This is a genomic window from Streptomyces sp. NPDC014734 (assembly GCF_043083325.1).
GTDB lineage: Bacteria > Actinomycetota > Actinomycetes > Streptomycetales > Streptomycetaceae > Streptomyces.
In genome coordinates this window covers 84,897-105,118 of the sequence record NZ_JBIBYN010000006.1, presented here as the reverse complement: position 1 = coordinate 105,118, position 20,222 = coordinate 84,897, and the positions used below count along the sequence as shown (strand labels likewise).

The following is a 20,222-nucleotide window of genomic DNA, read 5'->3' as shown; positions in this document are numbered from 1 at the left end:
GCGACTCGCCTACTGGTTGTACGGACCGTAGTCGTAGTCCTCCAGCGGAACGGCCTGGCCGGAGCCGGTGCCGAACGGCGAGTAGTCGATGTCGTCGTAGCCGACGGCCGAGTACATCGCGGCCTTGGCCTCCTCGGTCGGCTCGACCCGGATGTTGCGGTAGCGGGACAGGCCCGTACCGGCCGGGATGAGCTTACCGATGATGACGTTCTCCTTGAGGCCGATGAGGCTGTCGGACTTGGCGTTGATCGCCGCGTCCGTCAGCACTCGGGTCGTCTCCTGGAAGGAGGCGGCCGACAGCCAGGATTCCGTCGCCAGCGAGGCCTTGGTGATACCCATCAGCTGCGGACGGCCGGAGGCGGGGTGACCGCCCTCGGTGACCACACGACGGTTCTCGGTCTCGAACTTCGAGCGCTCGACGAGCTCGCCCGGCAGCAGTTCCGCGTCGCCGGACTCGATGATCGTCACGCGGCGGAGCATCTGCCGGATGATGATCTCGATGTGCTTGTCGTGGATCGACACGCCCTGCGAGTTGTAGACCTTCTGGACCTCGCCGACCAGGTGGACCTGGACGGCGCGCTGGCCGAGGATGCGGAGCACGTCGTGCGGGTTGGTGGCACCCACGGTGAGCTTCTGGCCCACCTCGACGTGGTCGCCCTCGCCGACCAGCAGACGGGCACGCTTGGAGATCGGGTAGGCCGTCTCCTCGCTGCCGTCGTCCGGGGTGACGACGATCTTCTTGGTCTTCTCGGTCTCCTCGATGCGGACACGGCCCGCGGCCTCGGAGATCGGGGCGACACCCTTGGGCGTACGGGCCTCGAAGAGCTCGACGACACGGGGCAGACCCTGGGTGATGTCGTCACCGGCCACACCACCGGTGTGGAAGGTACGCATCGTCAGCTGGGTACCGGGCTCACCGATGGACTGGGCGGCGATGATGCCGACCGCCTCGCCGATGTCGACGAGCTTGCCGGTGGCGAGCGAGCGTCCGTAGCAGAAGGCACAGGTGCCGACCGCGGACTCGCAGGTCAGGACCGAGCGGGTCTTGACCTCCCCGACGCCGGCGGCGACCAGCGCGTCGATCAGCACGTCACCGAGGTCGACGTTGGCCGGCGCGATGACCTTGCCGTCGACGACGACGTCCTCGGCGAGCATGCGGGCGTAGACCGAGGTCTCGACGTCCTCCGTCTTGCGGAGCACGCCGTCGGCGCCCTTGACGGCGATCTTCAGCTTGAGGCCGCGGTCGGTGCCGCAGTCCTCCTCGCGAATGATCACGTCCTGCGAGACGTCCACCAGACGACGGGTCAGGTAACCCGAGTCGGCGGTACGCAGGGCGGTGTCCGCCAGACCCTTACGGGCACCGTGCGTGGAGATGAAGTACTCCAGCACGGACAGGCCCTCGCGGAAGGACGCCTTGATGGGACGCGGGATCGTCTCGTTCTTGGCGTTGGACACCAGACCACGCATACCGGCGATCTGACGCATCTGCATCATGTTTCCTCGGGCGCCCGAGTCCACCATCATGAAGATCGGGTTCGTCCGCGGGAAGTTCTCGTTCATGGCCTCGGCGACCTCGTTGGTCGCCTTGGTCCAGATCGCGATGAGTTCCTGCGTGCGCTCGTCCTTGGTGATCAGACCGCGCTCGTACTGCTTCTGGACCTTCTCGTCCTGCGCCTCGTAGCCCGCGACGATCGCCTTCTTGGCCTCGGGGACCACGACGTCGGAGATGGCCACGGTGACACCGGAACGGGTCGCCCAGAAGAAGCCCGCCGCCTTCAGGTTGTCGAGCGTCGCCGCCACGATGACCTTGGGGTAGCGCTCGGCGAGGTCGTTGACGATCTCGGAGAGCTGCTTCTTGCCGACCGAGTAGTCGACGAACGGGTAGTCCTCGGGCAGCAGCTCGTTGAAGAGCGCGCGGCCCAGGGACGTGCGCAGCCGGAACGAGTCGCCCTGCTGGTACTCCCGCTCCCCGACGGCGTCGTCGCCCTCCGCGGCGACCGGCGGCACCCAGCCGCGCGGCGGGATGGTGCCCACCGGGAAGCGGATGTCGACCTTCGCCTGGAGCGACAGCTCGCGGGCGTCGAAGGCCATGATGGCCTCGGCCGTGGAGCCGAAGGACCGGCCCTGGCCGACGACGTCGCGCTCGGCCTCGTCCGTGGTGAGGAAGAACAGACCCAGCACCATGTCCTGGGTCGGCATGGTGACCGGACGGCCGTCGGCCGGCTTCAGGATGTTGTTCGAGGACAGCATCAGGATGCGGGCCTCGGCCTGCGCCTCCGCGGACAGCGGCAGGTGCACGGCCATCTGGTCACCGTCGAAGTCCGCGTTGAACGCGGTGCAGACGAGCGGGTGGATCTGGATGGCCTTGCCCTCGACGAGCTGCGGCTCGAAGGCCTGGATGCCGAGGCGGTGCAGCGTGGGCGCACGGTTCAGCAGCACCGGGTGCTCGGCGATGACCTCTTCGAGGACGTCGTACACCACGGTGCGACCGCGCTCGACCATGCGCTTGGCCGACTTGATGTTCTGCGCGTGGTTCAGGTCGACCAGGCGCTTCATCACGAACGGCTTGAAGAGCTCCAGCGCCATGGCCTTCGGCAGACCGCACTGGTGCAGCTTCAGCTGCGGACCGACGACGATCACGGAACGCGCGGAGTAGTCCACGCGCTTGCCGAGCAGGTTCTGACGGAAACGACCCTGCTTGCCCTTCAGCATGTCGCTGAGGGACTTCAGCGGGCGGTTGCCGGGGCCCGTCACCGGACGACCGCGACGACCGTTGTCGAAGAGGGCGTCCACGGCCTCCTGGAGCATGCGCTTCTCGTTGTTCACGATGATCTCGGGCGCGCCGAGGTCGAGAAGCCGCTTCAGGCGGTTGTTGCGGTTGATCACGCGGCGGTACAGGTCGTTCAGGTCGGAGGTCGCGAAGCGGCCACCGTCCAGCTGCACCATCGGACGCAGGTCCGGCGGGATGACCGGCACGCAGTCGAGCACCATGCCCTTGGGCTTGTTGCTGGTCTGCAGGAACGCGGAGACGACCTTGAGGCGCTTGAGCGCACGGGTCTTCTTCTGGCCCTTGCCGGTACGGATGATCTCGCGGAGGCGCTCGGCCTCCTCGTCGAGGTCGAAGGACTCCAGGCGCTTCTGCAGCGCGGCGGCGCCCATGCAGCCGTCGAAGTACGTGCCGAAGCGGTCACGCAGCTCGCGGTAGAGCAGCTCGTCGCCCTCCAGGTCCTGGACCTTGAGGTTCTTGAAGCGGCTCCACACCTCGTCGAGGCGGTCGATCTCGCGCTGCGCGCGGTCGCGGAGCTGCTTCATCTCGCGCTCGGCGCCCTCGCGCACCTTGCGGCGCACATCGGCCTTGGCGCCCTCGGCCTCCAGCTCGGCCAGGTCGGTCTCAAGCTTCTTGGCGCGGGCCTCAAGGTCGGCGTCGCGGCGGTTCTCGATCTGCTGGCGCTCGACGGAGACGTGCGCCTCCAGCGAGGGCAGGTCGCGCGTGCGGCGCTCCTCGTCCACGTACGTGATCATGTACGCGGCGAAGTAGATGACCTTCTCCAGGTCCTTCGGCGCGAGGTCGAGCAGGTACCCGAGGCGCGACGGGACGCCCTTGAAGTACCAGATGTGGGTGACGGGGGCGGCGAGCTCGATGTGGCCCATCCGCTCACGACGCACCTTGGCGCGCGTGACCTCGACGCCACAGCGCTCACAGATGATGCCCTTGAAGCGGACACGCTTGTACTTGCCGCAGTAGCACTCCCAGTCCCGGGTCGGACCGAAGATCTTCTCGCAGAAGAGTCCGTCCTTTTCGGGCTTGAGCGTGCGGTAGTTGATGGTCTCCGGCTTCTTGACCTCGCCGTGGGACCAGGTCCGGATGTCGTCCGCGGTGGCAAGGCCGATCCGCAGCTCGTCGAAGAAGTTGACGTCGAGCACTTGTCGTCAATCCCTCTTTCGGGGGTTCGAGCCCCCTCGCGTCAGGCGAGAAATCGGGGCACTTCAGCAATGGTCTGAACGGGTCCGGGGAGAGCCGGCCGGATCAGGGAGATCCGGCCGGCCAACCCGTCAGACCTCTTCGACGCTGCTCGGCTCGCGCCGGGACAGGTCGATACCGAGCTCCTCCGCCGCGCGGAAGACGTCCTCGTCCGTGTCGCGCATCTCGATGGACATGCCGTCCGAGGACAGCACCTCCACGTTGAGGCAGAGCGACTGCATTTCCTTGATGAGCACCTTGAAGGACTCGGGGATGCCGGGCTCGGGGATGTTCTCGCCCTTGACGATGGCCTCGTAGACCTTCACGCGGCCGGTCACGTCGTCGGACTTGATCGTCAGGAGCTCCTGGAGGGCGTATGCGGCGCCGTATGCCTCAAGGGCCCACACCTCCATCTCACCGAAGCGCTGTCCACCGAACTGGGCCTTACCACCCAGCGGCTGCTGGGTGATCATGGAGTACGGCCCCGTCGAACGCGCGTGCAGCTTGTCGTCGACAAGGTGGTGCAGCTTGAGGATGTACATGTAGCCGACCGAGACCGGGTCCGGGAACGGCTCGCCGGAGCGGCCGTCGAACAGCTTGGCCTTGCCGGAGGGCTGCACCAGGCGGTCGCCGTCGCGGTTCGGGATCGTGGCCTCGAAGAGACCGGAGATCTCGTCCTCGCGCGCACCGTCGAAGACGGGGGTGGCGACGTTGGTGCCGGGGGCGACCTGGTCGGCGCCGATGGCCTGCAGGCGCTTGGCCCACTCGTCACCGAGGCCGGAGACGTCCCAGCCGCGGCTGGCGAGCCAGCCGAGGTGGATCTCCAGGACCTGTCCCGGGTTCATTCGGGACGGGACACCCAGCGGGTTGAGGATGATGTCGACCGGGGTGCCGTCCTCCAGGAACGGCATGTCCTCGATCGGCAGGATCTTCGAGATGACGCCCTTGTTGCCGTGACGGCCGGCGAGCTTGTCACCGTCGGTGATCTTGCGCTTCTGCGCGACGTAGACGCGGACCAGCTGGTTCACGCCCGGCGGCAGCTCGTCGCCCTCCTCGCGGTCGAAGACGCGGACGCCGATGACCTTGCCGATCTCACCGTGCGGGACCTTCAGCGAGGTGTCACGGACCTCGCGCGCCTTCTCGCCGAAGATCGCGCGGAGCAGGCGCTCCTCGGGGGTCAGCTCGGTCTCGCCCTTGGGCGTGACCTTGCCGACGAGGATGTCACCGGCGACGACCTCGGCACCGATGCGGATGATGCCGCGCTCGTCGAGGTCGGCGAGGACCTCCTCGGAGACGTTCGGGATGTCCCGGGTGATCTCCTCGGGGCCGAGCTTGGTGTCACGGGCGTCGACCTCGTGCTCCTCGATGTGGATCGAGGAGAGGACGTCGTCCTGCACGAGGCGCTGCGACAGGATGATCGCGTCCTCGTAGTTGTGACCCTCCCACGGCATGAACGCCACGAGCAGGTTCTTGCCGAGGGCCATCTCACCGAACTCGGTGGCCGGACCGTCGGCGAGGACCTGGTCGGCCACGACCCGGTCGCCCTCGGAGACGACGACCTTCTGGTTGACCGAGGTGCCCTGGTTGGAGCGCATGAACTTGGCGATGCGGTACGTGGTGTACGTGCCGTCGTCGTTCGTCACGGTGATGTAGTCCGCGGAGACCTCCTGGACCACACCGTCCTTCTCGGCCTTGAGCACGTCACCGGCGTCGGTGGCGCAGCGGTACTCCATGCCGGTGCCGACGAGCGGGGCCTCCGACTTAATCAGCGGCACCGCCTGACGCATCATGTTCGCGCCCATGAGGGCACGGTTGGCGTCGTCGTGCTCCAGGAAGGGGATCATCGCGGTCGCGACGGACACCATCTGGCGCGGCGAGACGTCCATGTAGTCGACCTCGGCCGGCGGCACGTAGTCGACCTCGCCGCCGCGGCGGCGGACCAGCACGCGAGGCTCGGTGAAGCGCAGGTCGTCGGAGAGGGTCGCGTTCGCCTGGGCGATGACGTAGCGGTCCTCCTCGTCGGCCGTGATGTAGTCGACCTCGTCGGTGACCTGACCGTCGACGACCTTGCGGTACGGCGTCTCGATGAAGCCGAACGCGTTGACGCGGCCGTACGAGGCGAGCGAACCGATCAGACCGATGTTCGGGCCTTCGGGGGTCTCGATCGGGCACATGCGTCCGTAGTGGGACGGGTGCACGTCACGGACCTCGAAGCCGGCCCGCTCACGGGAGAGACCACCCGGGCCGAGCGCGGACAGACGACGCTTGTGCGTCAGCCCGGACAGCGGGTTGTTCTGGTCCATGAACTGGGACAGCTGGCTGGTGCCGAAGAACTCCTTGATGGAGGCGACGACCGGCCGGATGTTGATCAGGGTCTGCGGCGTGATCGCCTCGACGTCCTGGGTCGTCATGCGCTCGCGCACGACGCGCTCCATGCGGGCGAGACCCGTACGGACCTGGTTCTGGATGAGCTCGCCGACGTTGCGCAGGCGGCGGTTGCCGAAGTGGTCGATGTCGTCGGTCTCGACGACGATGTTGCGACCGGACTCGCCGACCGTCTCGGTCTCACCGGCGTGCAGCTTGACCAGGTACTTGATGGTCGCGATGACGTCGTCGGTGGTGAGCACACCGGCGTTCAGCGGCTCGTCGGCGCCGAGCTTCTTGTTCACCTTGTAGCGGCCGACCTTGGCGAGGTCGTAGCGCTTCGGGTTGAAGTAGAGGTTCTCCAGCAGCGTCTGGGCGGCCTCACGGGTGGGCGGCTCGCCCGGGCGGAGCTTGCGGTAGATGTCGAGCAGCGCGTCGTCCTGGCCCTGGGTGTGGTCCTTCTCCAGGGTGGCGCGCATGGACTCGTACTCGCCGAACTCCTCCAGGATCTGCTCGGTCGTCCAGCCGAGAGCCTTCAGGAGAACGGTGACGGACTGCTTGCGCTTGCGGTCGATGCGGACACCGACCATGTCGCGCTTGTCGATCTCCATCTCCAGCCAGGCACCCCTGGACGGGATGATCTTGGCGGAGAAGATGTCCTTGTCGGACGTCTTGTCGATGGAGGAGTCGAAGTAGACACCGGGCGAGCGGACCAGCTGCGACACGACGACACGCTCGGTGCCGTTGATGACGAAGGTGCCCTTGTTGGTCATGAGCGGGAAGTCGCCCATGAAGACCGTCTGGGACTTGATCTCGCCGGTCTCGTTGTTGGTGAACTCGGCGGTGACGAAGAGCGGGGCGGCGAACGTGAAGTCGCGCTCCTTGCACTCGTCGATCGAGTTCTTCGAGGGCTCGAAGCGGTGGTCGCGGAACGTCAGCGACATCGACCCGGAGAAGTCCTCGATCGGAGAGATCTCCTCGAAGATCTCCTCCAGTCCGGACTTGGTGGGGACGTCCTGTCCACTGTCCAGAGCAGCCTCGACGCGAGCCTTCCAGGCGGCATTGCCGAGAAGCCAGTCAAAACTCTCGGTCTGCAGCGCGAGGAGGTTCGGAACCTCGAGGGGCTCCTTGATCTTTGCAAAGGAGATGCGCAGCGGGGCGGTGCTGGCACCGTTGTTCGTATTCGCGGTCGAGGCGTTGCGCGAGGCGGCCAAGAGGGGGTCCTTCCGAGGGCTCGGACTCACTACGCGCGTACCGGTCCCAAGCTGGACGCCGAGACGGTCGGTTCCTGATTCGGCCGGATAGGGCCAGGTCAGAGACGGTTGATCGTCGGTGCTCAAGCGAGGGCATGCCCCTGGTGACGGGCAGGAGGCAGCTAACAGGCAGCGCAAAGGGACAGTGTAGCCAAACGGCACACTGATGTCCAGTGAGGGTTCTCAGAGACCCACGTTGCTCTCACCAGCTCGTCTCAACACCTATTGGTTCCGCGCGTGCTGCGCTCTTCTTTACTGCCCTCTTCGGCCACGATCCATGCCTCGGATTCGGATCGATGTGCTGACGCGTCCTGAGAATTGCGCGCCGAGTGCGGTTCGTCAAGGCCCCCTGCCGGGACGGCGCCCCGGACGCCTCCCGGCGTCGGCCTGGCCGCGCCCCGGGAGGCAACGGCGATGATCACCATACTCGTCAACGCGGGAAGAGCAAGGCAGCCGTCCCGGGTACGCCGAAGGGCGACCACCCTGATGGGTGATCGCCCTTCGTGTGACGGCCGACGTGCCCCACGGCACGGTCGGCCGGAGGAGTCAGCGGACTCCCTGAGTCACTTGACCTCGACGGAAGCGCCGGCGGCCTTGAGGGACTCGGCAGCCTTCTCGGCGGCCTCCTTGGCGACCTTCTCGAGAACCGGCTTCGGGGTGCCGTCGACGAGGTCCTTGGCCTCCTTCAGACCCAGCGAGGTCAGCTCACGCACGACCTTGATGACCTGGATCTTCTTCTCGCCGGCACCGGTGAGGATGACGTCGAACTCGTCCTGCTCCTCGACGGCCTCGGCGGCGGCGGCCGGGCCGGCCGGGCCGGCGACGGCGACGGCAGCGGCGGCGGTGACGTCGAACTTCTCCTCGAAGGCCTTCACGAACTCGGAGAGCTCGATGAGGGTCATGTCCTCGAACTGCGCGAGCAGGTCTTCCTGGCTGAGCTTCGCCATGATGGGCGATCCTTCCACTAAATCGGCTGGTGCCGGATGTACATGTGAGGCGGGCGTACGTTCGGCCCGCTACGACCGCCGCCTAGGCGACGGTCAATGCGCGAGCCGAATTACTCGGCACCGCCCTGCTCGGCCTGCTTGGCGCGCAGCGCGTCCACGGTACGGACGAGCTTCGACGGCAGCGCCTGGAAGAGCGAGGCAGCCTGGGACTGCTTGCCCTTGAAGGCACCGGCCAGCTTGCTGAGCAGAACCTCGCGGGACTCGAGGTCCGCGAGCTTCTTGATCTCATCGGCGGTCAGCGCCTTGCCATCAAGGACACCGCCCTTGATGATGAGGTTCGGGTTGTCCTTGGCGAAGTCACGAAGACCCTTCGCCGACTCCACCGGGTCACCGGTGATGAAGGCAACCGCCGTCGGACCAGTGAAGTGGTCGTCCAGCGAAGTGATCCCGGCCTCGTTGGCCGCAATCTTGGTCAGCGTGTTCTTCACCACGGCGTACTGGGCGTTCTCACCGAGCGAACGGCGCAGCTCCTTGAGCTGGGCCACGGTGAGACCCCGGTACTCGGTCAGCACGGCGGCGTTCGAGCTGCGGAACTGGTCCGTCAGCTCGGCCACCGCGGCAGCCTTGTCGGGCCTTGCCATGAGCGTCGGCCTCCTTCCGGGTGATGAGGACCGCTCAGAAGGGGCCGGGAAAGACGAACGCCCCGGCGCAGGGGGCCAGGGCGTAGCTCAACCGGATGGACTCCGGGAACTCTCCACAGTCACCTGCGCGGGTCGCCCGTACTCGACGGATCCTTCGGTCACCATCCTCCTTGCGGGAGAACAGCGACGACCAGCGGTCTTTGGCTTCTGTAGGAGAGTACGCGACGGGTGCCGGGGCGGGCAAATCCGCCCGCCCACCGCTCTCCGGCCGGGCTCAGCCGGCCTGCGCGACGGACTTCTCCAGGTCCTTCATCACGTCGGTGAACGTGGCGGTGTCGGCGGCCGGGGGCTTCTCCGCCGAGACCTTCGTGCCGTAGTCGCTGTAGTACATCGTCACGTTCATCTCGCCGGTCTTCATCTTGGCCCGTTCGGTCTTCTTGATCAGCAGATCGTTCTTGTCGACCCAGATGTCGACCTGCTCGGTGCTGATCCCGGCCTCGTTCAGCTGCTGCTTCAGCTCGGCGAGCTGCTTGTCGTCGAGCCCGGAGTCCTTCCCGGTCAGCTCGGCGACGTCGAGGGTGCCCGAGTAGTGCGTGGTGGAGACGCCTCGCACATCCTCCTCGCCGACCTTCTCGACGTCCCCGGAGGCCAGCAGGGAGCGCACTCCCTGGTTGGGCGCGGCGCTCTGCATCTGCTGCTTCATCGCCTCGCCGGAGGCACCGGCGAGCTCCGCCATGTCGGCGTACCGGTAGCTGATCCAGTGCTTGCCACCGGTCTGCGCGGCGAAGGCGTCGCCCATGTTCACGGCGTAGCCGTCCTTGTAGTAACGGGCCTCCATGGCCCCGTTGCCACCGCCCTGCTTCAGGACGCCCGCCATGCTGCCGCCGGTGTAGGTGATCTGCATGCTGCCGGACAGGCCGTCGGCCCAGCCGACCACACCGGTCTGCTTCATCGACATGAGGTCGCCCATCTCGATGGTTCCCTCGACCTTCGCCGAGCTGACCCCGTCGGTCTTCTTCTCGATCTTCCGCAGTGCGGCCACCAGGTCCGCGGTGCCGGCGCCACTGCACGACGTGACCGATATCAGCGCCACGGCCACCGCCGCGGCCGGGCCCACACGTCGCGCGGTTCTGGTCCTCATGCCGTCTCTCCACCCCTCGTTCGGCTCCGGGAGCCTCACGCTAACGCACGGCACCGACACAACCGGATCGTATGTGCGAACACGGGGACGGGCCCCGCACCTCAAGAGGTGCGGGGCCCGTCGGTGTCACACGTGACGCGGCGTGCTGCCGAGCGCGGGGGCTCAGACGGAGGCCGGGTCCTCCTCGACGAGGAGGTTACGGGTGCGGTTGGCGTCCAGCGGGATGCCGGGGCCCATCGTGGTGGCCAGGGTGGCCTTCTTGATGTAGCGGCCCTTGGCGGCGGACGGCTTCAGACGGAGGATCTCCTCCAGCGCCGCCGCGTAGTTCTCCACCAGCTTGGTGTCGTCGAACGACGTCTTGCCGATGATGAAGTGCAGGTTCGAGTGCTTGTCGACGCGGAACTCGATCTTGCCGCCCTTGATGTCGTTGACAGCCTTCACGACATCGGGGGTGACGGTGCCGGTCTTCGGGTTCGGCATCAGACCACGCGGACCGAGCACCCGGCCGAGGCGGCCGACCTTGCCCATGAGGTCCGGGGTGGCGACGACGGCGTCGAAGTCCAGACGGCCCTTCGCCACCTCGTCGATGAGCTCGTCGGCGCCGACGATGTCGGCGCCCGCGGCTTCCGCGGCCGCAGCACGGTCACCGGTCGCGAAGACCAGGACCCGGGCGGTCTTGCCGGTGCCGTGCGGGAGGTTCACGGTGCCGCGGACCATCTGGTCGGCCTTGCGAGGGTCGACACCCAGGCAGAACGCGACCTCGACGGTTCCGTCGAACTTGGTGGACGCGGTGTCCTTGGCGAGACGGACGGCCTCGAGCGGCGCGTAGGTGCGCGACCGGTCGATCTTGGCGTCCGCAGCGCGGAGGTTCTTGCTGCGCTTCACTTCTGCTCCTGTGGTTTCGGGATGTGGAGTCGTGGTGCGGACCAGCGCTTGGCCCTACCACTGCGTACGTGAGGGGCTGAGTCAGCCTTCGACCGTGATGCCCATGGAACGGGCGGTGCCTTCGATGATCTTCGACGCGGCGTCGAGGTCGTTGGCGTTCAGGTCGGGGAGCTTCGTCGTGGCGATCTCGCGGACCTGGGCGGCCGTCAGCTTGGCGACCTTGGTCTTGTGCGGCTCGCCGGAGCCCTTCTCCACGCCCGCGGCCTTGAGGATCAGCTTCGCGGCCGGCGGAGTCTTGGTCACGAAGGTGAAGGAACGGTCCTCGTAGACCGTGATCTCCACCGGCACGACCATGCCACGCTGCGACTCGGTCGCGGCGTTGTAGGCCTTGCAGAACTCCATGATGTTGACGCCGTGCTGGCCGAGCGCGGGGCCGACCGGCGGGGCCGGGTTGGCCGCACCGGCGTTGATCTGGAGCTTGATAAGCCCCGTGACCTTCTTCTTCTTGGGAGGCATTGCTCTCTCCGGGTCCTAGTGAGAGTGTTTCGCCACCATCCGGTCATCCGGACGGAGGCATACCGCGCAACGATAACGGGTATGGCTGCGCGACCAAAAACCGAGCAGGTCAGACCGGCTGCGAAACCGGCCCGACCTGCTCGGTAGGCGTATGTCCGAAAACTGACGGCGGCCGCTGGTTCCGCGGCCGGACGCTAGTTCTTCTGGATCTGGTCGAAGCTCAGCTCGACCGGGGTCTCGCGGCCGAAGATCTCGACGAGACCCTTGACCTTCTTCGAGTCGGCGTTGATCTCGTTGATCGTCGCCTGGAGCGTCGCGAACGGGCCGTCCGTGACGGTGACCGAGTCGCCCACCTCGAAGTCGAGCACCTGCACCTCGACCTTGCGGGCCGGCGCCGGCTTGCCCTCGGCCTCGGCCGCCTCGCGGGCGGCCTTCTCCTCGGCCTCCGGGGCGAGCATCTTGACGATCTCGTCCAGCGTCAGCGGGTACGGGTCGTACGCGTTGCCCACGAAGCCGGTGACACCGGGGGTGTTGCGGACGACGCCCCAGGACTCGTTCGTCAGGTCCATGCGCACCAGGACGTAGCCCGGGAGCTTGTTCTGGCGGACGTTCTTGCGCTCGCCGTTCTTGATCTGGACGATCTCTTCCTCGGGGACCTCGGCCTGGTAGATGAAGTCCTCGACGTTGAGCGAGACGGCGCGCTGCTCCAGGTTGGCCTTCACGCGCTTCTCGTAGCCCGCGTAGGTGTGGATGACGTACCACTCGCCGGGGAGGCCGCGCAGCTCCTCGCGCAGGGCCTCGACGGGGTCCACCGGGGCGGCGGCCTCCTCGGCCTCCTCCTCGGCTGCCTCGGCGTCGGTCTCGTCGTCCCCGTCGTCCTCGGACACCGCGTCGGCGTCGCCCTCGACGTGCAGGGCGGCCTCCTCGGCGGGCTCGCCCGCGGCGGCGTCGGCAGATTCGGCCTGGTCCGGGTCCTCGGCGTCCGCTCCCTCGACGATGTCGAGCTCGTCCTCGGCGGACTCGAAGGCGCCCGCCGTCGGCTCGACGGCGTCGTTCAGGTTCGGGTCAGACACGGTGGCTGCTTCTTCCTGGATACAAATGGGTGGAACATGCGAAAGGGGCGCCAAAGAGGCGCCCTCCGCGGGATCAGCCGAAGACGTACTTGATGACCCGCTGGAATCCGAAGTCAATCACGGTCACGAGCCCGATCATGACGACGACGAAGACGATCACCACACTGGTGTACGTCGTCAGCTGCGAACGAGTCGGCCAGACGACCTTGCGCAACTCGGCGACAACCTGGCGGTAGAACAGAGCAAGGCGGCCCAGGGGGCCCTTCTTGCCGCGCTTGCCGCCCTTCCGGGCCTTCTTCGGCTCGGGTACTTCATCCTCGGCATCAGGCATGTCGATGGAGCCCACGGCGTCCGTCACGCTTCTCACCTGATTCCGGGTCGTGGCCGTGCCGCGCCCGGTCGAGCCGCACGGCGGTGCATTGAAGTACGTACATGCGCACACTTCCTGGCGAAGGAATGTGTAGCAGGGCCGGAGGGACTTGAACCCCCAACCGCTGGTTTTGGAGACCAGTGCTCTACCAATTGAGCTACGACCCTTTGTGGTTTCCACCAACCTACCGCATCCTCCCGAATGCTCCGGGTGGGGAAACGGCGCGGCGGTGAAGGCCAACGACAGGTGAGTGTACGTGCTCAACGGCCCGGCGTCGAACAGAAGGCCCGCGACAACTCCCTGCCGCTTCCCGTCCGTAGGGTGTCGCGCCTCCGTCCGGACCGTGAATCCCGTGCGCCGACGGGCTCGGCGGTCTGTAACCATGGAGGCCATGAGCGCTGCAACTTCTCCGTCCGAGCGCCGGGTCTCCGCCCGCGTCGGTGCCATCTCCGAGTCCGCCACCCTCGCCGTCGACGCCAAGGCCAAGGCCCTCAAGGCCGCCGGCCGTCCGGTGATCGGCTTCGGCGCCGGTGAGCCCGACTTCCCGACCCCCGGCTACATCGTCGAGGCCGCCGTCGAGGCCTGCCGCAACCCGAAGTACCACCGTTACACCCCGGCGGGGGGTCTCCCGGAGCTCAAGGCCGCGATCGCGGAGAAGACGCTGCGCGACTCCGGCTACGAGGTCGACGCCTCCCAGATCCTGGTGACCAACGGCGGCAAGCAGGCGATCTACGAGGCGTTCGCCGCGATCCTCGACCCGGGCGACGAGGTCATCGTCCCGGCCCCGTACTGGACCACCTACCCCGAGTCGATCCGGCTGGCCGGCGGTGTCCCGGTGGAGGTCGTGGCCGACGAGACCACCGGCTACCGGGTCTCCGTGGAGCAGCTGGAGGCGGCGCGCACGGAGCGCACGAAGGTCGTCCTGTTCGTCTCCCCGTCGAACCCGACCGGCGCCGTGTACAGCGAGGCGGACGCCGAGGCGATCGGCCGCTGGGCCGTCGAGCACGGCCTGTGGGTGCTGACCGACGAGATCTACGAGCACCTGGTCTACGGCGACGCGAAGTTCACCTCGCTGCCGGCGATCGTGCCCGAGCTGCGCGACAAGTGCGTCGTGGTCAACGGCGTCGCCAAGACGTACGCGATGACCGGCTGGCGGGTGGGCTGGGTGATCGGCCCGAAGGACGTCGTCAAGGCCGCGACCAACCTGCAGTCGCACGCCACGTCGAACGTCTCCAATGTCGCCCAGGTGGCCGCGCTGGCCGCCGTGTCGGGGAACCTGGACGCGGTCGCCGAGATGCGCACCGCCTTCGACCGGCGCCGCCGCACCATCGTCCGGATGCTCAACGAGATCGACGGCGTGCTGTGCCCTGAGCCCGAGGGCGCGTTCTACGCGTACCCGTCGGTGAAGGAGCTGCTCGGCAAGGAGATCCGCGGCCGGCGTCCGGCCACCTCGGTCGAGCTGGCGGCGCTCATCCTGGACGAGGCCGAGGTCGCGGTCGTGCCGGGCGAGGCCTTCGGCACGCCGGGCTACCTGCGCCTCTCGTACGCCCTGGGCGACGACGACCTCGTCGAGGGCGTCTCCCGGATCCAGAAACTGCTGGCGGAGGCCAAGGCGTAACGGCCCTGGGTGGAATTCCACTCCTGCCCAGGGACGGAATTCCGCCCCTGCCCGACCCCCGGCTCCGGCCGGGGGTCGCTTGTTTGTTCTGGCTTTACCTCTGATTGGCGCAGTGGCTACCGCCGGACCCGGCGCATGCGGCAAGATCCTGGAATGGAGCGTGATGTACGGCTGTTGCCCAAGGCCCACCTGCACTTGCATTTCACCGGGTCGATGCGGCCCACCACCCTGCTGGAACTCGCCGACAAGTACGGCGTGCACCTGCCGGAGGCGCTGACCGGCGGCGAGCCGCCCAGACTGCGGGCCACGGACGAGCGCGGCTGGTTCCGCTTCCAGCGGCTCTACGACATCGCCCGTTCCTGCCTGAGAGAGCCCGAGGACATCCGGCGCCTGGTGCGCGAGACGGCCCAGGAGGACGTCGCGGACGGTTCCGGCTGGCTGGAGATCCAGGTCGACCCCACCTCGTACGCCCCGCTGCTCGGCGGGCTGATCCCGGCGATCGAGATCATCCTGGACGCGGTGGACGCCGCCTCGCGCGAGACCGGGCTGCCGATCCGGGTGGTGATCGCGGCGAACCGGATGAAGCACCCGTTGGACGCGCGGACGCTGGCCCGGCTGGCGGTGCGGTACGCGGACCGGGGCGTGGTCGGATTCGGGCTCTCCAACGACGAGCGCCGCGGCATGGCCCGGGACTTCGACCGGGCGTTCGCCATCGCCCGCGAGGGCGGACTGCTGGCGGCCCCGCACGGCGGCGAGCTGTCCGGCCCGGCCAGTGTGCGGGACTGCCTGGACGACCTGGACGCGGCCCGGATCGGCCACGGCGTGCGGGCCGCCGAGGACCCGCGACTGCTGCGCAGGCTGGCGGAGCGCGGGGTGACCTGCGAGGTGTGCCCGGCGTCGAACGTGGCACTCGGCGTCTACGAGAAGCCCGCCGACGTCCCCCTGCGCACTCTGTTCGAGGCCGGGGTGCCGATGGCGCTGGGCGCGGACGACCCGCTGCTCTTCGGCTCCCGGCTGGCCGCCCAGTACGACCTGGTGCGGCGCCACCACGCGTTCACCGACGAGGAGCTCGCGGAACTTGCCCGGCAGTCGGTACGGGGCTCCGCGGCACCGGGCACGGTCCGGACGGAGCTGCTGGCGGGCATCGACGCCTGGCTGACGAGGCCGGCCGGTCAGCCGGGCCGTCCGGGGCCGCCCAGCCCCCGTACCAGCGCCCCGGCCACGGAGGCGGCGAAGGCGTCGAGGGACTGCGGCGGCGCGCCGTCCTCCGTGGCCTCGTAGGCGAACGCCCGCTGCGCGCAGGCGCCCAGCAGCAGTGAGGCCGCCGCGTAGGTGTCCGCGTCGGCGCGGATCCGCCCGGCCTCCCGCTCCGAGCGGAGGTAGGCGTCCAGGCCGCGCAGAGGCATGTGCGGGCCGGTGCCCAGCTCCCGCATCGCCTCGTGGTGGCGCGCCCTGAGCCGGGGGTCGGCGTAGAGCGAGGCGGCGATCGGGAAGCTCTGCTCGTAGAAGAGCGCGGCCCGGCGGGCGATCTCGGTGAGGTTCTGCTCGACGGTGCGCTCCCCGGCCTCCGGGGCGGCGGCAAGCCGCTCCAGCAGCGGGCCGACCTTGGGCAGCCGCTCCCTGAGCACGGCAACGAACAGTTCCTCCTTGCCGGAGAAGTGCTTGTAGAGCGCGGCCTCCGAACAGCCTGCGGCCCGGGCGATCTCCTTGGTGGTGGCGCGGGCCAGACCGATGGTGAGCATCAGCCGGTAGGCGGCGTCGAGGATGCGGACCCGGGTCGGCATCCGCTCCGCTCTCTGTTCCATGCGAACTCCGAAGGCGCTTGACGGGGTGGTGAGTGTGCGCTCACCCTATGGGTGAGTGAATACTTACTCACCCCGGAGGGTGCGCAATGAGGATCACGGTGTTCGGCGCGACCGGCGGCGTCGGTCAGGAGCTGGTCCGCCAGGCCGTGGCGGCGGGGCACGAGGTGACGGCGGTGGTCCGCGACCCGGCGCGGCTGCCCGTCCGGCTCTCCGAGGTGCGGGTGCACGCGGTGGCCGGGCTCGACGACCCGGAGGAGCTGCGCGAGGTGGTGGCGGGCCGGGACGCGGTGCTCTCCGGGCTCGGCTCGCACGGCCGACGGGCGAACGGCGTGGCGGAGCGGCTGACCCGGGCGGTGCTGCGGGCGATGGAGGCGGAGGGGACGCGGCGGCTGGTCGTGGTCAGCGCCGCCCCGGTCGGTCCGCGGCCGGCCGACGACCCGCTGGTGGACCGGCTGGTCCGCGCGGCGGTGGGCGCGGTCCTCGGGGAGGTCTACGCGGACCTCGCGCGGATGGAGGCGGCGCTGGCCGCGAGCGCGGCGGACTGGACGTCGGTGCGTCCGCCGAAGCTCACCGACGGCCCGCTGACGGGGAAGTACCGGACGGTGATCGGCGGCAGTCCGCGCAGCGGCCGGACCATCTCGCGGGCCGATGTGGCCCACGCGATGCTGGCGCTGGTCGACGATCCGGCGTCGGTACGGCAGGGCGTGGGCGTGGCGTACTGAGCACGGACCGGGGCGCGGCGGGCACGGTCCGCCGGGAGCCGGCGTACACGTGCGGGCGCGGCGCGGAGGGACCGGGTGCGTGCGGGCCGAGGCGCGCCGCGCCGTCCTCTGGGCGTCTCCTACAGGCTCACGCCGACCGTCACCGGCTCGTTGACGAGGGTGACGCCGAACGCCTCGTGGACCCCGGCGACGACCTCGCGGGCGAGTGCGAGGAGGTCCTCGGTGGTGGCGCCGCCCCGGTTGGTGAGCGCGAGGGTGTGCTTGGTGGAGATGCGGGCGGGCCCGGTGCCGTGGCCCTTGGCGAAACCGGCCCGGTCGATGAGCCAGGCGGCGGAGGTCTTGGTGCGTCCCGCGTCCGCGGGGAAGGCGGGGGGCGTCACCCCGGGACCGAGCCGCTCCCTGGCGCGGGCGAGGAACGCCTCGTACTCCGCCGCCTCCAGGATCGGGTTGGTGAAGAAGGAGCCGGCCGACCAGGAGTCGTGGTCCTCGGGGTCCAGCACCATGCCCTTGCCCGCGCGGAGCTTGAGCACGGTCTCGCGTGCGGCGGCGGCGGACACGCGCTCGCCCTGCTCGACGCCCATGGCACGGGCTGTCTCGGCGTACCTGAGCGGCGCGGACAGACCGCCCGCGTCCTCCAGCCGGAAACGGACGCGGAGCACCACGAACCGGTCGGGTTCGGCCTTGAAGCGACTGTGCCGGTACGAGAACGCGCAGGCGGTGTTCGGGATGGTGACCGTTTCGCGGGCCCGGCGGTCGTAGGCGACGACCTCGGTGATGGTGGAGGACACCTCCTGGCCGTAGGCGCCGACGTTCTGGATCGGGGTGGCCCCGGCGGAGCCCGGGATTCCGGCCAGGCACTCGATGCCCGCGAGGCCGGCTTCGACGGTGCGGGCGACGGCGTCCGTCCAGATCTCCCCGGCGGCCAGTTCCAGTGAGGTGCCGTCGAGGACGAAGCCCTCGGTGGCGATGCGCAGGACGGTGCCGCCGAACCCCTCGTCGCCGATGACCAGGTTGCTGCCGCCGCCGATGACCAGGAGCGGGGTGCCGGTGTCGTCCGCCTCGCGCACGGCTTCGATCACCTCGGCGTCGGTCGTCGCCGTGAGGAGGCGGGCGGCCGGGCCGCCGAGCCGGAAGGTGGTCAGGGGGGCGAGGGGGGCGTCATGGAGTTCCTGCACGGGGACAAGAGTACGGTCCCGGTCGCGGACGGCCGAGGACGCGTGGTCCCGCGGCCCCACTGCTCGGGCGGGGCCGCGGGACCGGGCACGGGGGTGCCCCGGCCCGGACGGCGGGTTCAGACGGCGACCGGCACCCGCTCCTCGGCCGCCCCGGCGGCCTCGTCTACTCCGGGCGTCCGCTCCGTGCGGCGCCCGGGTATCAGCAGGGCGACGAGGGCGGCCAGTGCCACCACGCCGGAGCCGATCCACACCGCCGGAACGGTCCCGTCCGTGAAGGACCGCGCGGACTCGTAGCCGCCCCGCGAGGAGAAGACCGTGGCGAGCACCGCGATGCCGAGGGCGCCACCGACCTCGCGCAGGGCGTTGTTGGTGCCGGAGGCGATGCCCTGCTCGGCGGGGCGCACGCTGGACATCACGAGTCCGGCGGCGGGCGCGAAGTACAGGGCCATGCCGATGCCCCCGATGATCAGGCCGGGGAGCTGGTGGCTGTACGGGACGTCGGGCTCGATGACCACGGCGAAGAGGGCGAGGCCGACGGCCTGGAGGGCGAGTCCGGTGACGACCACCGGTCGGCCGCCGAACCGGTCGGAGAGCATTCCCGCGATCGGCGCGACCAGCATCGGCATCCCGGTCCAGGGCAGCATCCGCAGGCCGGCCTCGGCGGGCGAGTAGTCCAGCACGGCCTGGAGGTACTGGCTGAGCAGGAAGATCGACCCGAACATCCCGAAGAACATGAGCAGACTCGCCGCGTTGATCCCGAGGAAGGCGCGGCTGCGGAAGAGTCGCATGGGCAGCATCGGGCGCCTGGCGCGGAAGCCGTGGAGGACGAAGCCGGCGACGAGCACGGCGCCCACGAGCAGCGAGGTGAGGACGGTGGCGCTGGTCCAGCCGTCGGTGTTGGCGTTGACCAGGCCGTGGACGATGCCGAAGAGTCCGCCGCTGACCAGGAGCGTGCCGGGGATGTCGAGTCGCGCGTCGGGCGCGTACGACTCGGCGAGGCGCAGTCGGGCCACCGGCAGCAGGAGCAGCCCGACCGGGACGTTCACCCAGAAGATCCACTGCCAGGACAGGTGCTCGGTGAGGCTGCCGCCGATCAGCGGACCGCCCGCCACGGCCAGTCCGGTGACGGCGCTGAAGATCCCGAGCGAGGCACCGCGGCGGGCCGCGGGCACCGCGGCCGTGAGGAGGGTGAGCGTCAGCGGCATCATGATCGCCGCGCCGGCGCCCTGGACGGCCCGGAAGGCGATCAGCTCGCCGATCCCGGACGAGAGCGCGGCCGCGGCGGAGGCTCCGGTGAACACGGCGAGGCCGATGAGGAAGAGCCTGCGGCGCCCGAACCGGTCGCCGAGGGCCGCACCGAGCATGAGCAGGACGGCGAAGGTGAGGGTGTAGGCGTTCACGGTCCATTCGAGCTCGGCGAGTTCGCCGCCGATGCTCTTGCGGATGGAGGGCAGCGCGGTGGTGACGACGAGGTTGTCGAGGGCCGCCATGAACGCGGCGACGCTGGTGATGACGAGGGTCCAGGCCGCTCGCGAGCGGCCTGCTGTGGGCTGGTTCACTGCTCCCCCTGCGGGTTAGTTATCAATGACTAACTTCTCTGGGCAGAAAACTGGGCGGAACCCGGGACGGACCCGACGGAACCGGGATCCGGACGGAACCCGGTCGCGCCGTGCGGAAGATCGAGGTCGAGCCGTTCGGACAGGTCGTGCCGTTCGAGCAGGTCGTGCCGTTCGGGCAGGTCGAGCCGTTCG

The 20,222-nt window shown here is 68.9% G+C and carries 14 protein-coding genes, 1 tRNA gene and 1 pseudogene; 3 read left to right on the top strand and 13 right to left on the bottom strand.

The window, feature by feature from the left end; all coding sequences use genetic code 11:
* Nucleotides 1-9 precede the first annotated feature (9 nt).
* From ACF1CT_RS12490 to ACF1CT_RS12445, 10 genes are all read right to left on the bottom strand, one after another.
* Nucleotides 10-3,924: a DNA-directed RNA polymerase subunit beta' gene (locus tag ACF1CT_RS12490; protein ID WP_391783788.1), complete on the bottom strand. Its 3,915-nt coding sequence runs from the start codon at nucleotides 3,922-3,924 to the stop codon at nucleotides 10-12.
* A 129-nt stretch (nucleotides 3,925-4,053) separates the two neighbouring features.
* The gene (gene rpoB, locus ACF1CT_RS12485) at nucleotides 4,054-7,539 is read right to left on the bottom strand and encodes a DNA-directed RNA polymerase subunit beta (protein ID WP_391783787.1); all 3,486 of its coding nucleotides are present in this window, start codon (nucleotides 7,537-7,539) and stop codon (nucleotides 4,054-4,056) included.
* Between the two features lie 602 nt (nucleotides 7,540-8,141).
* The gene (gene rplL / locus ACF1CT_RS12480) at nucleotides 8,142-8,525 is read right to left on the bottom strand and encodes a 50S ribosomal protein L7/L12 (RefSeq protein ID WP_391783786.1); all 384 of its coding nucleotides are present in this window, start codon (nucleotides 8,523-8,525) and stop codon (nucleotides 8,142-8,144) included.
* A gap of 110 nt (nucleotides 8,526-8,635) precedes the next feature.
* Entirely contained in the window at nucleotides 8,636-9,166 is a 531-nt protein-coding gene (gene rplJ / locus ACF1CT_RS12475) for a 50S ribosomal protein L10 (protein ID WP_391783785.1), read from the bottom strand.
* Nucleotides 9,167-9,440: 274 nt separating this feature from the next.
* Nucleotides 9,441-10,307: a hypothetical protein gene (locus tag ACF1CT_RS12470; protein WP_391783784.1), complete on the bottom strand. Its 867-nt coding sequence runs from the start codon at nucleotides 10,305-10,307 to the stop codon at nucleotides 9,441-9,443.
* A gap of 162 nt (nucleotides 10,308-10,469) precedes the next feature.
* Nucleotides 10,470-11,192 carry a 50S ribosomal protein L1 gene (gene rplA / locus ACF1CT_RS12465; protein ID WP_391783783.1) on the bottom strand — a complete coding sequence of 241 codons (723 nt, stop codon included), beginning with the start codon at nucleotides 11,190-11,192 and terminating at the stop codon, nucleotides 10,470-10,472.
* Between the two features lie 81 nt (nucleotides 11,193-11,273).
* Complete coding sequence (gene rplK, locus ACF1CT_RS12460) at nucleotides 11,274-11,708, bottom strand: 50S ribosomal protein L11 (RefSeq protein WP_073786749.1); 435 nt, start codon at nucleotides 11,706-11,708, stop codon at nucleotides 11,274-11,276.
* 194 nt (nucleotides 11,709-11,902) lie between these two features.
* Nucleotides 11,903-12,781 (bottom strand): transcription termination/antitermination protein NusG, encoded by an 879-nt coding sequence (gene nusG, locus ACF1CT_RS12455; RefSeq protein ID WP_391783782.1) that lies wholly within the window; start codon nucleotides 12,779-12,781, stop codon nucleotides 11,903-11,905.
* A 73-nt stretch (nucleotides 12,782-12,854) separates the two neighbouring features.
* Nucleotides 12,855-13,139 (bottom strand): preprotein translocase subunit SecE, encoded by a 285-nt coding sequence (gene secE / locus ACF1CT_RS12450; protein WP_391783781.1) that lies wholly within the window; start codon nucleotides 13,137-13,139, stop codon nucleotides 12,855-12,857.
* 106 nt (nucleotides 13,140-13,245) lie between these two features.
* Nucleotides 13,246-13,318 (bottom strand) — tRNA-Trp (locus tag ACF1CT_RS12445).
* Between the two features lie 224 nt (nucleotides 13,319-13,542).
* Here ACF1CT_RS12445 and ACF1CT_RS12440 point away from each other — a divergent pair.
* Complete coding sequence (locus ACF1CT_RS12440) at nucleotides 13,543-14,769, top strand: pyridoxal phosphate-dependent aminotransferase (protein WP_391783780.1); 1,227 nt, start codon at nucleotides 13,543-13,545, stop codon at nucleotides 14,767-14,769.
* 153 nt (nucleotides 14,770-14,922) lie between these two features.
* Nucleotides 14,923-15,927, top strand: a pseudogene (locus tag ACF1CT_RS12435) (adenosine deaminase); the annotation flags it as partial.
* A gap of 14 nt (nucleotides 15,928-15,941) precedes the next feature.
* Here ACF1CT_RS12435 and ACF1CT_RS12430 read toward each other — a convergent pair.
* On the bottom strand, nucleotides 15,942-16,574 hold the full coding sequence (locus ACF1CT_RS12430) for a TetR/AcrR family transcriptional regulator (protein ID WP_391783779.1): 633 nt from the start codon (nucleotides 16,572-16,574) through the stop codon (nucleotides 15,942-15,944).
* Nucleotides 16,575-16,660: 86 nt separating this feature from the next.
* Here ACF1CT_RS12430 and ACF1CT_RS12425 point away from each other — a divergent pair, with 86 nt between their 5' ends.
* Nucleotides 16,661-17,296, top strand: a complete 636-nt coding sequence (locus tag ACF1CT_RS12425) for an NAD(P)-dependent oxidoreductase (protein WP_391783778.1) — start codon at nucleotides 16,661-16,663, stop codon at nucleotides 17,294-17,296.
* A gap of 119 nt (nucleotides 17,297-17,415) precedes the next feature.
* On the opposite strand, the gene ACF1CT_RS12420 is transcribed toward ACF1CT_RS12425, so the two are convergent.
* A complete protein-coding gene (locus tag ACF1CT_RS12420; RefSeq protein ID WP_391783777.1) occupies nucleotides 17,416-18,471 on the bottom strand; it encodes a UDP-N-acetylmuramate dehydrogenase in 1,056 nt (351 codons plus the stop codon).
* 116 nt (nucleotides 18,472-18,587) lie between these two features.
* A complete protein-coding gene (locus tag ACF1CT_RS12415) occupies nucleotides 18,588-20,030 on the bottom strand; it encodes a DHA2 family efflux MFS transporter permease subunit (RefSeq protein ID WP_391783776.1) in 1,443 nt (480 codons plus the stop codon).
* Nucleotides 20,031-20,222 lie beyond the last annotated feature (192 nt).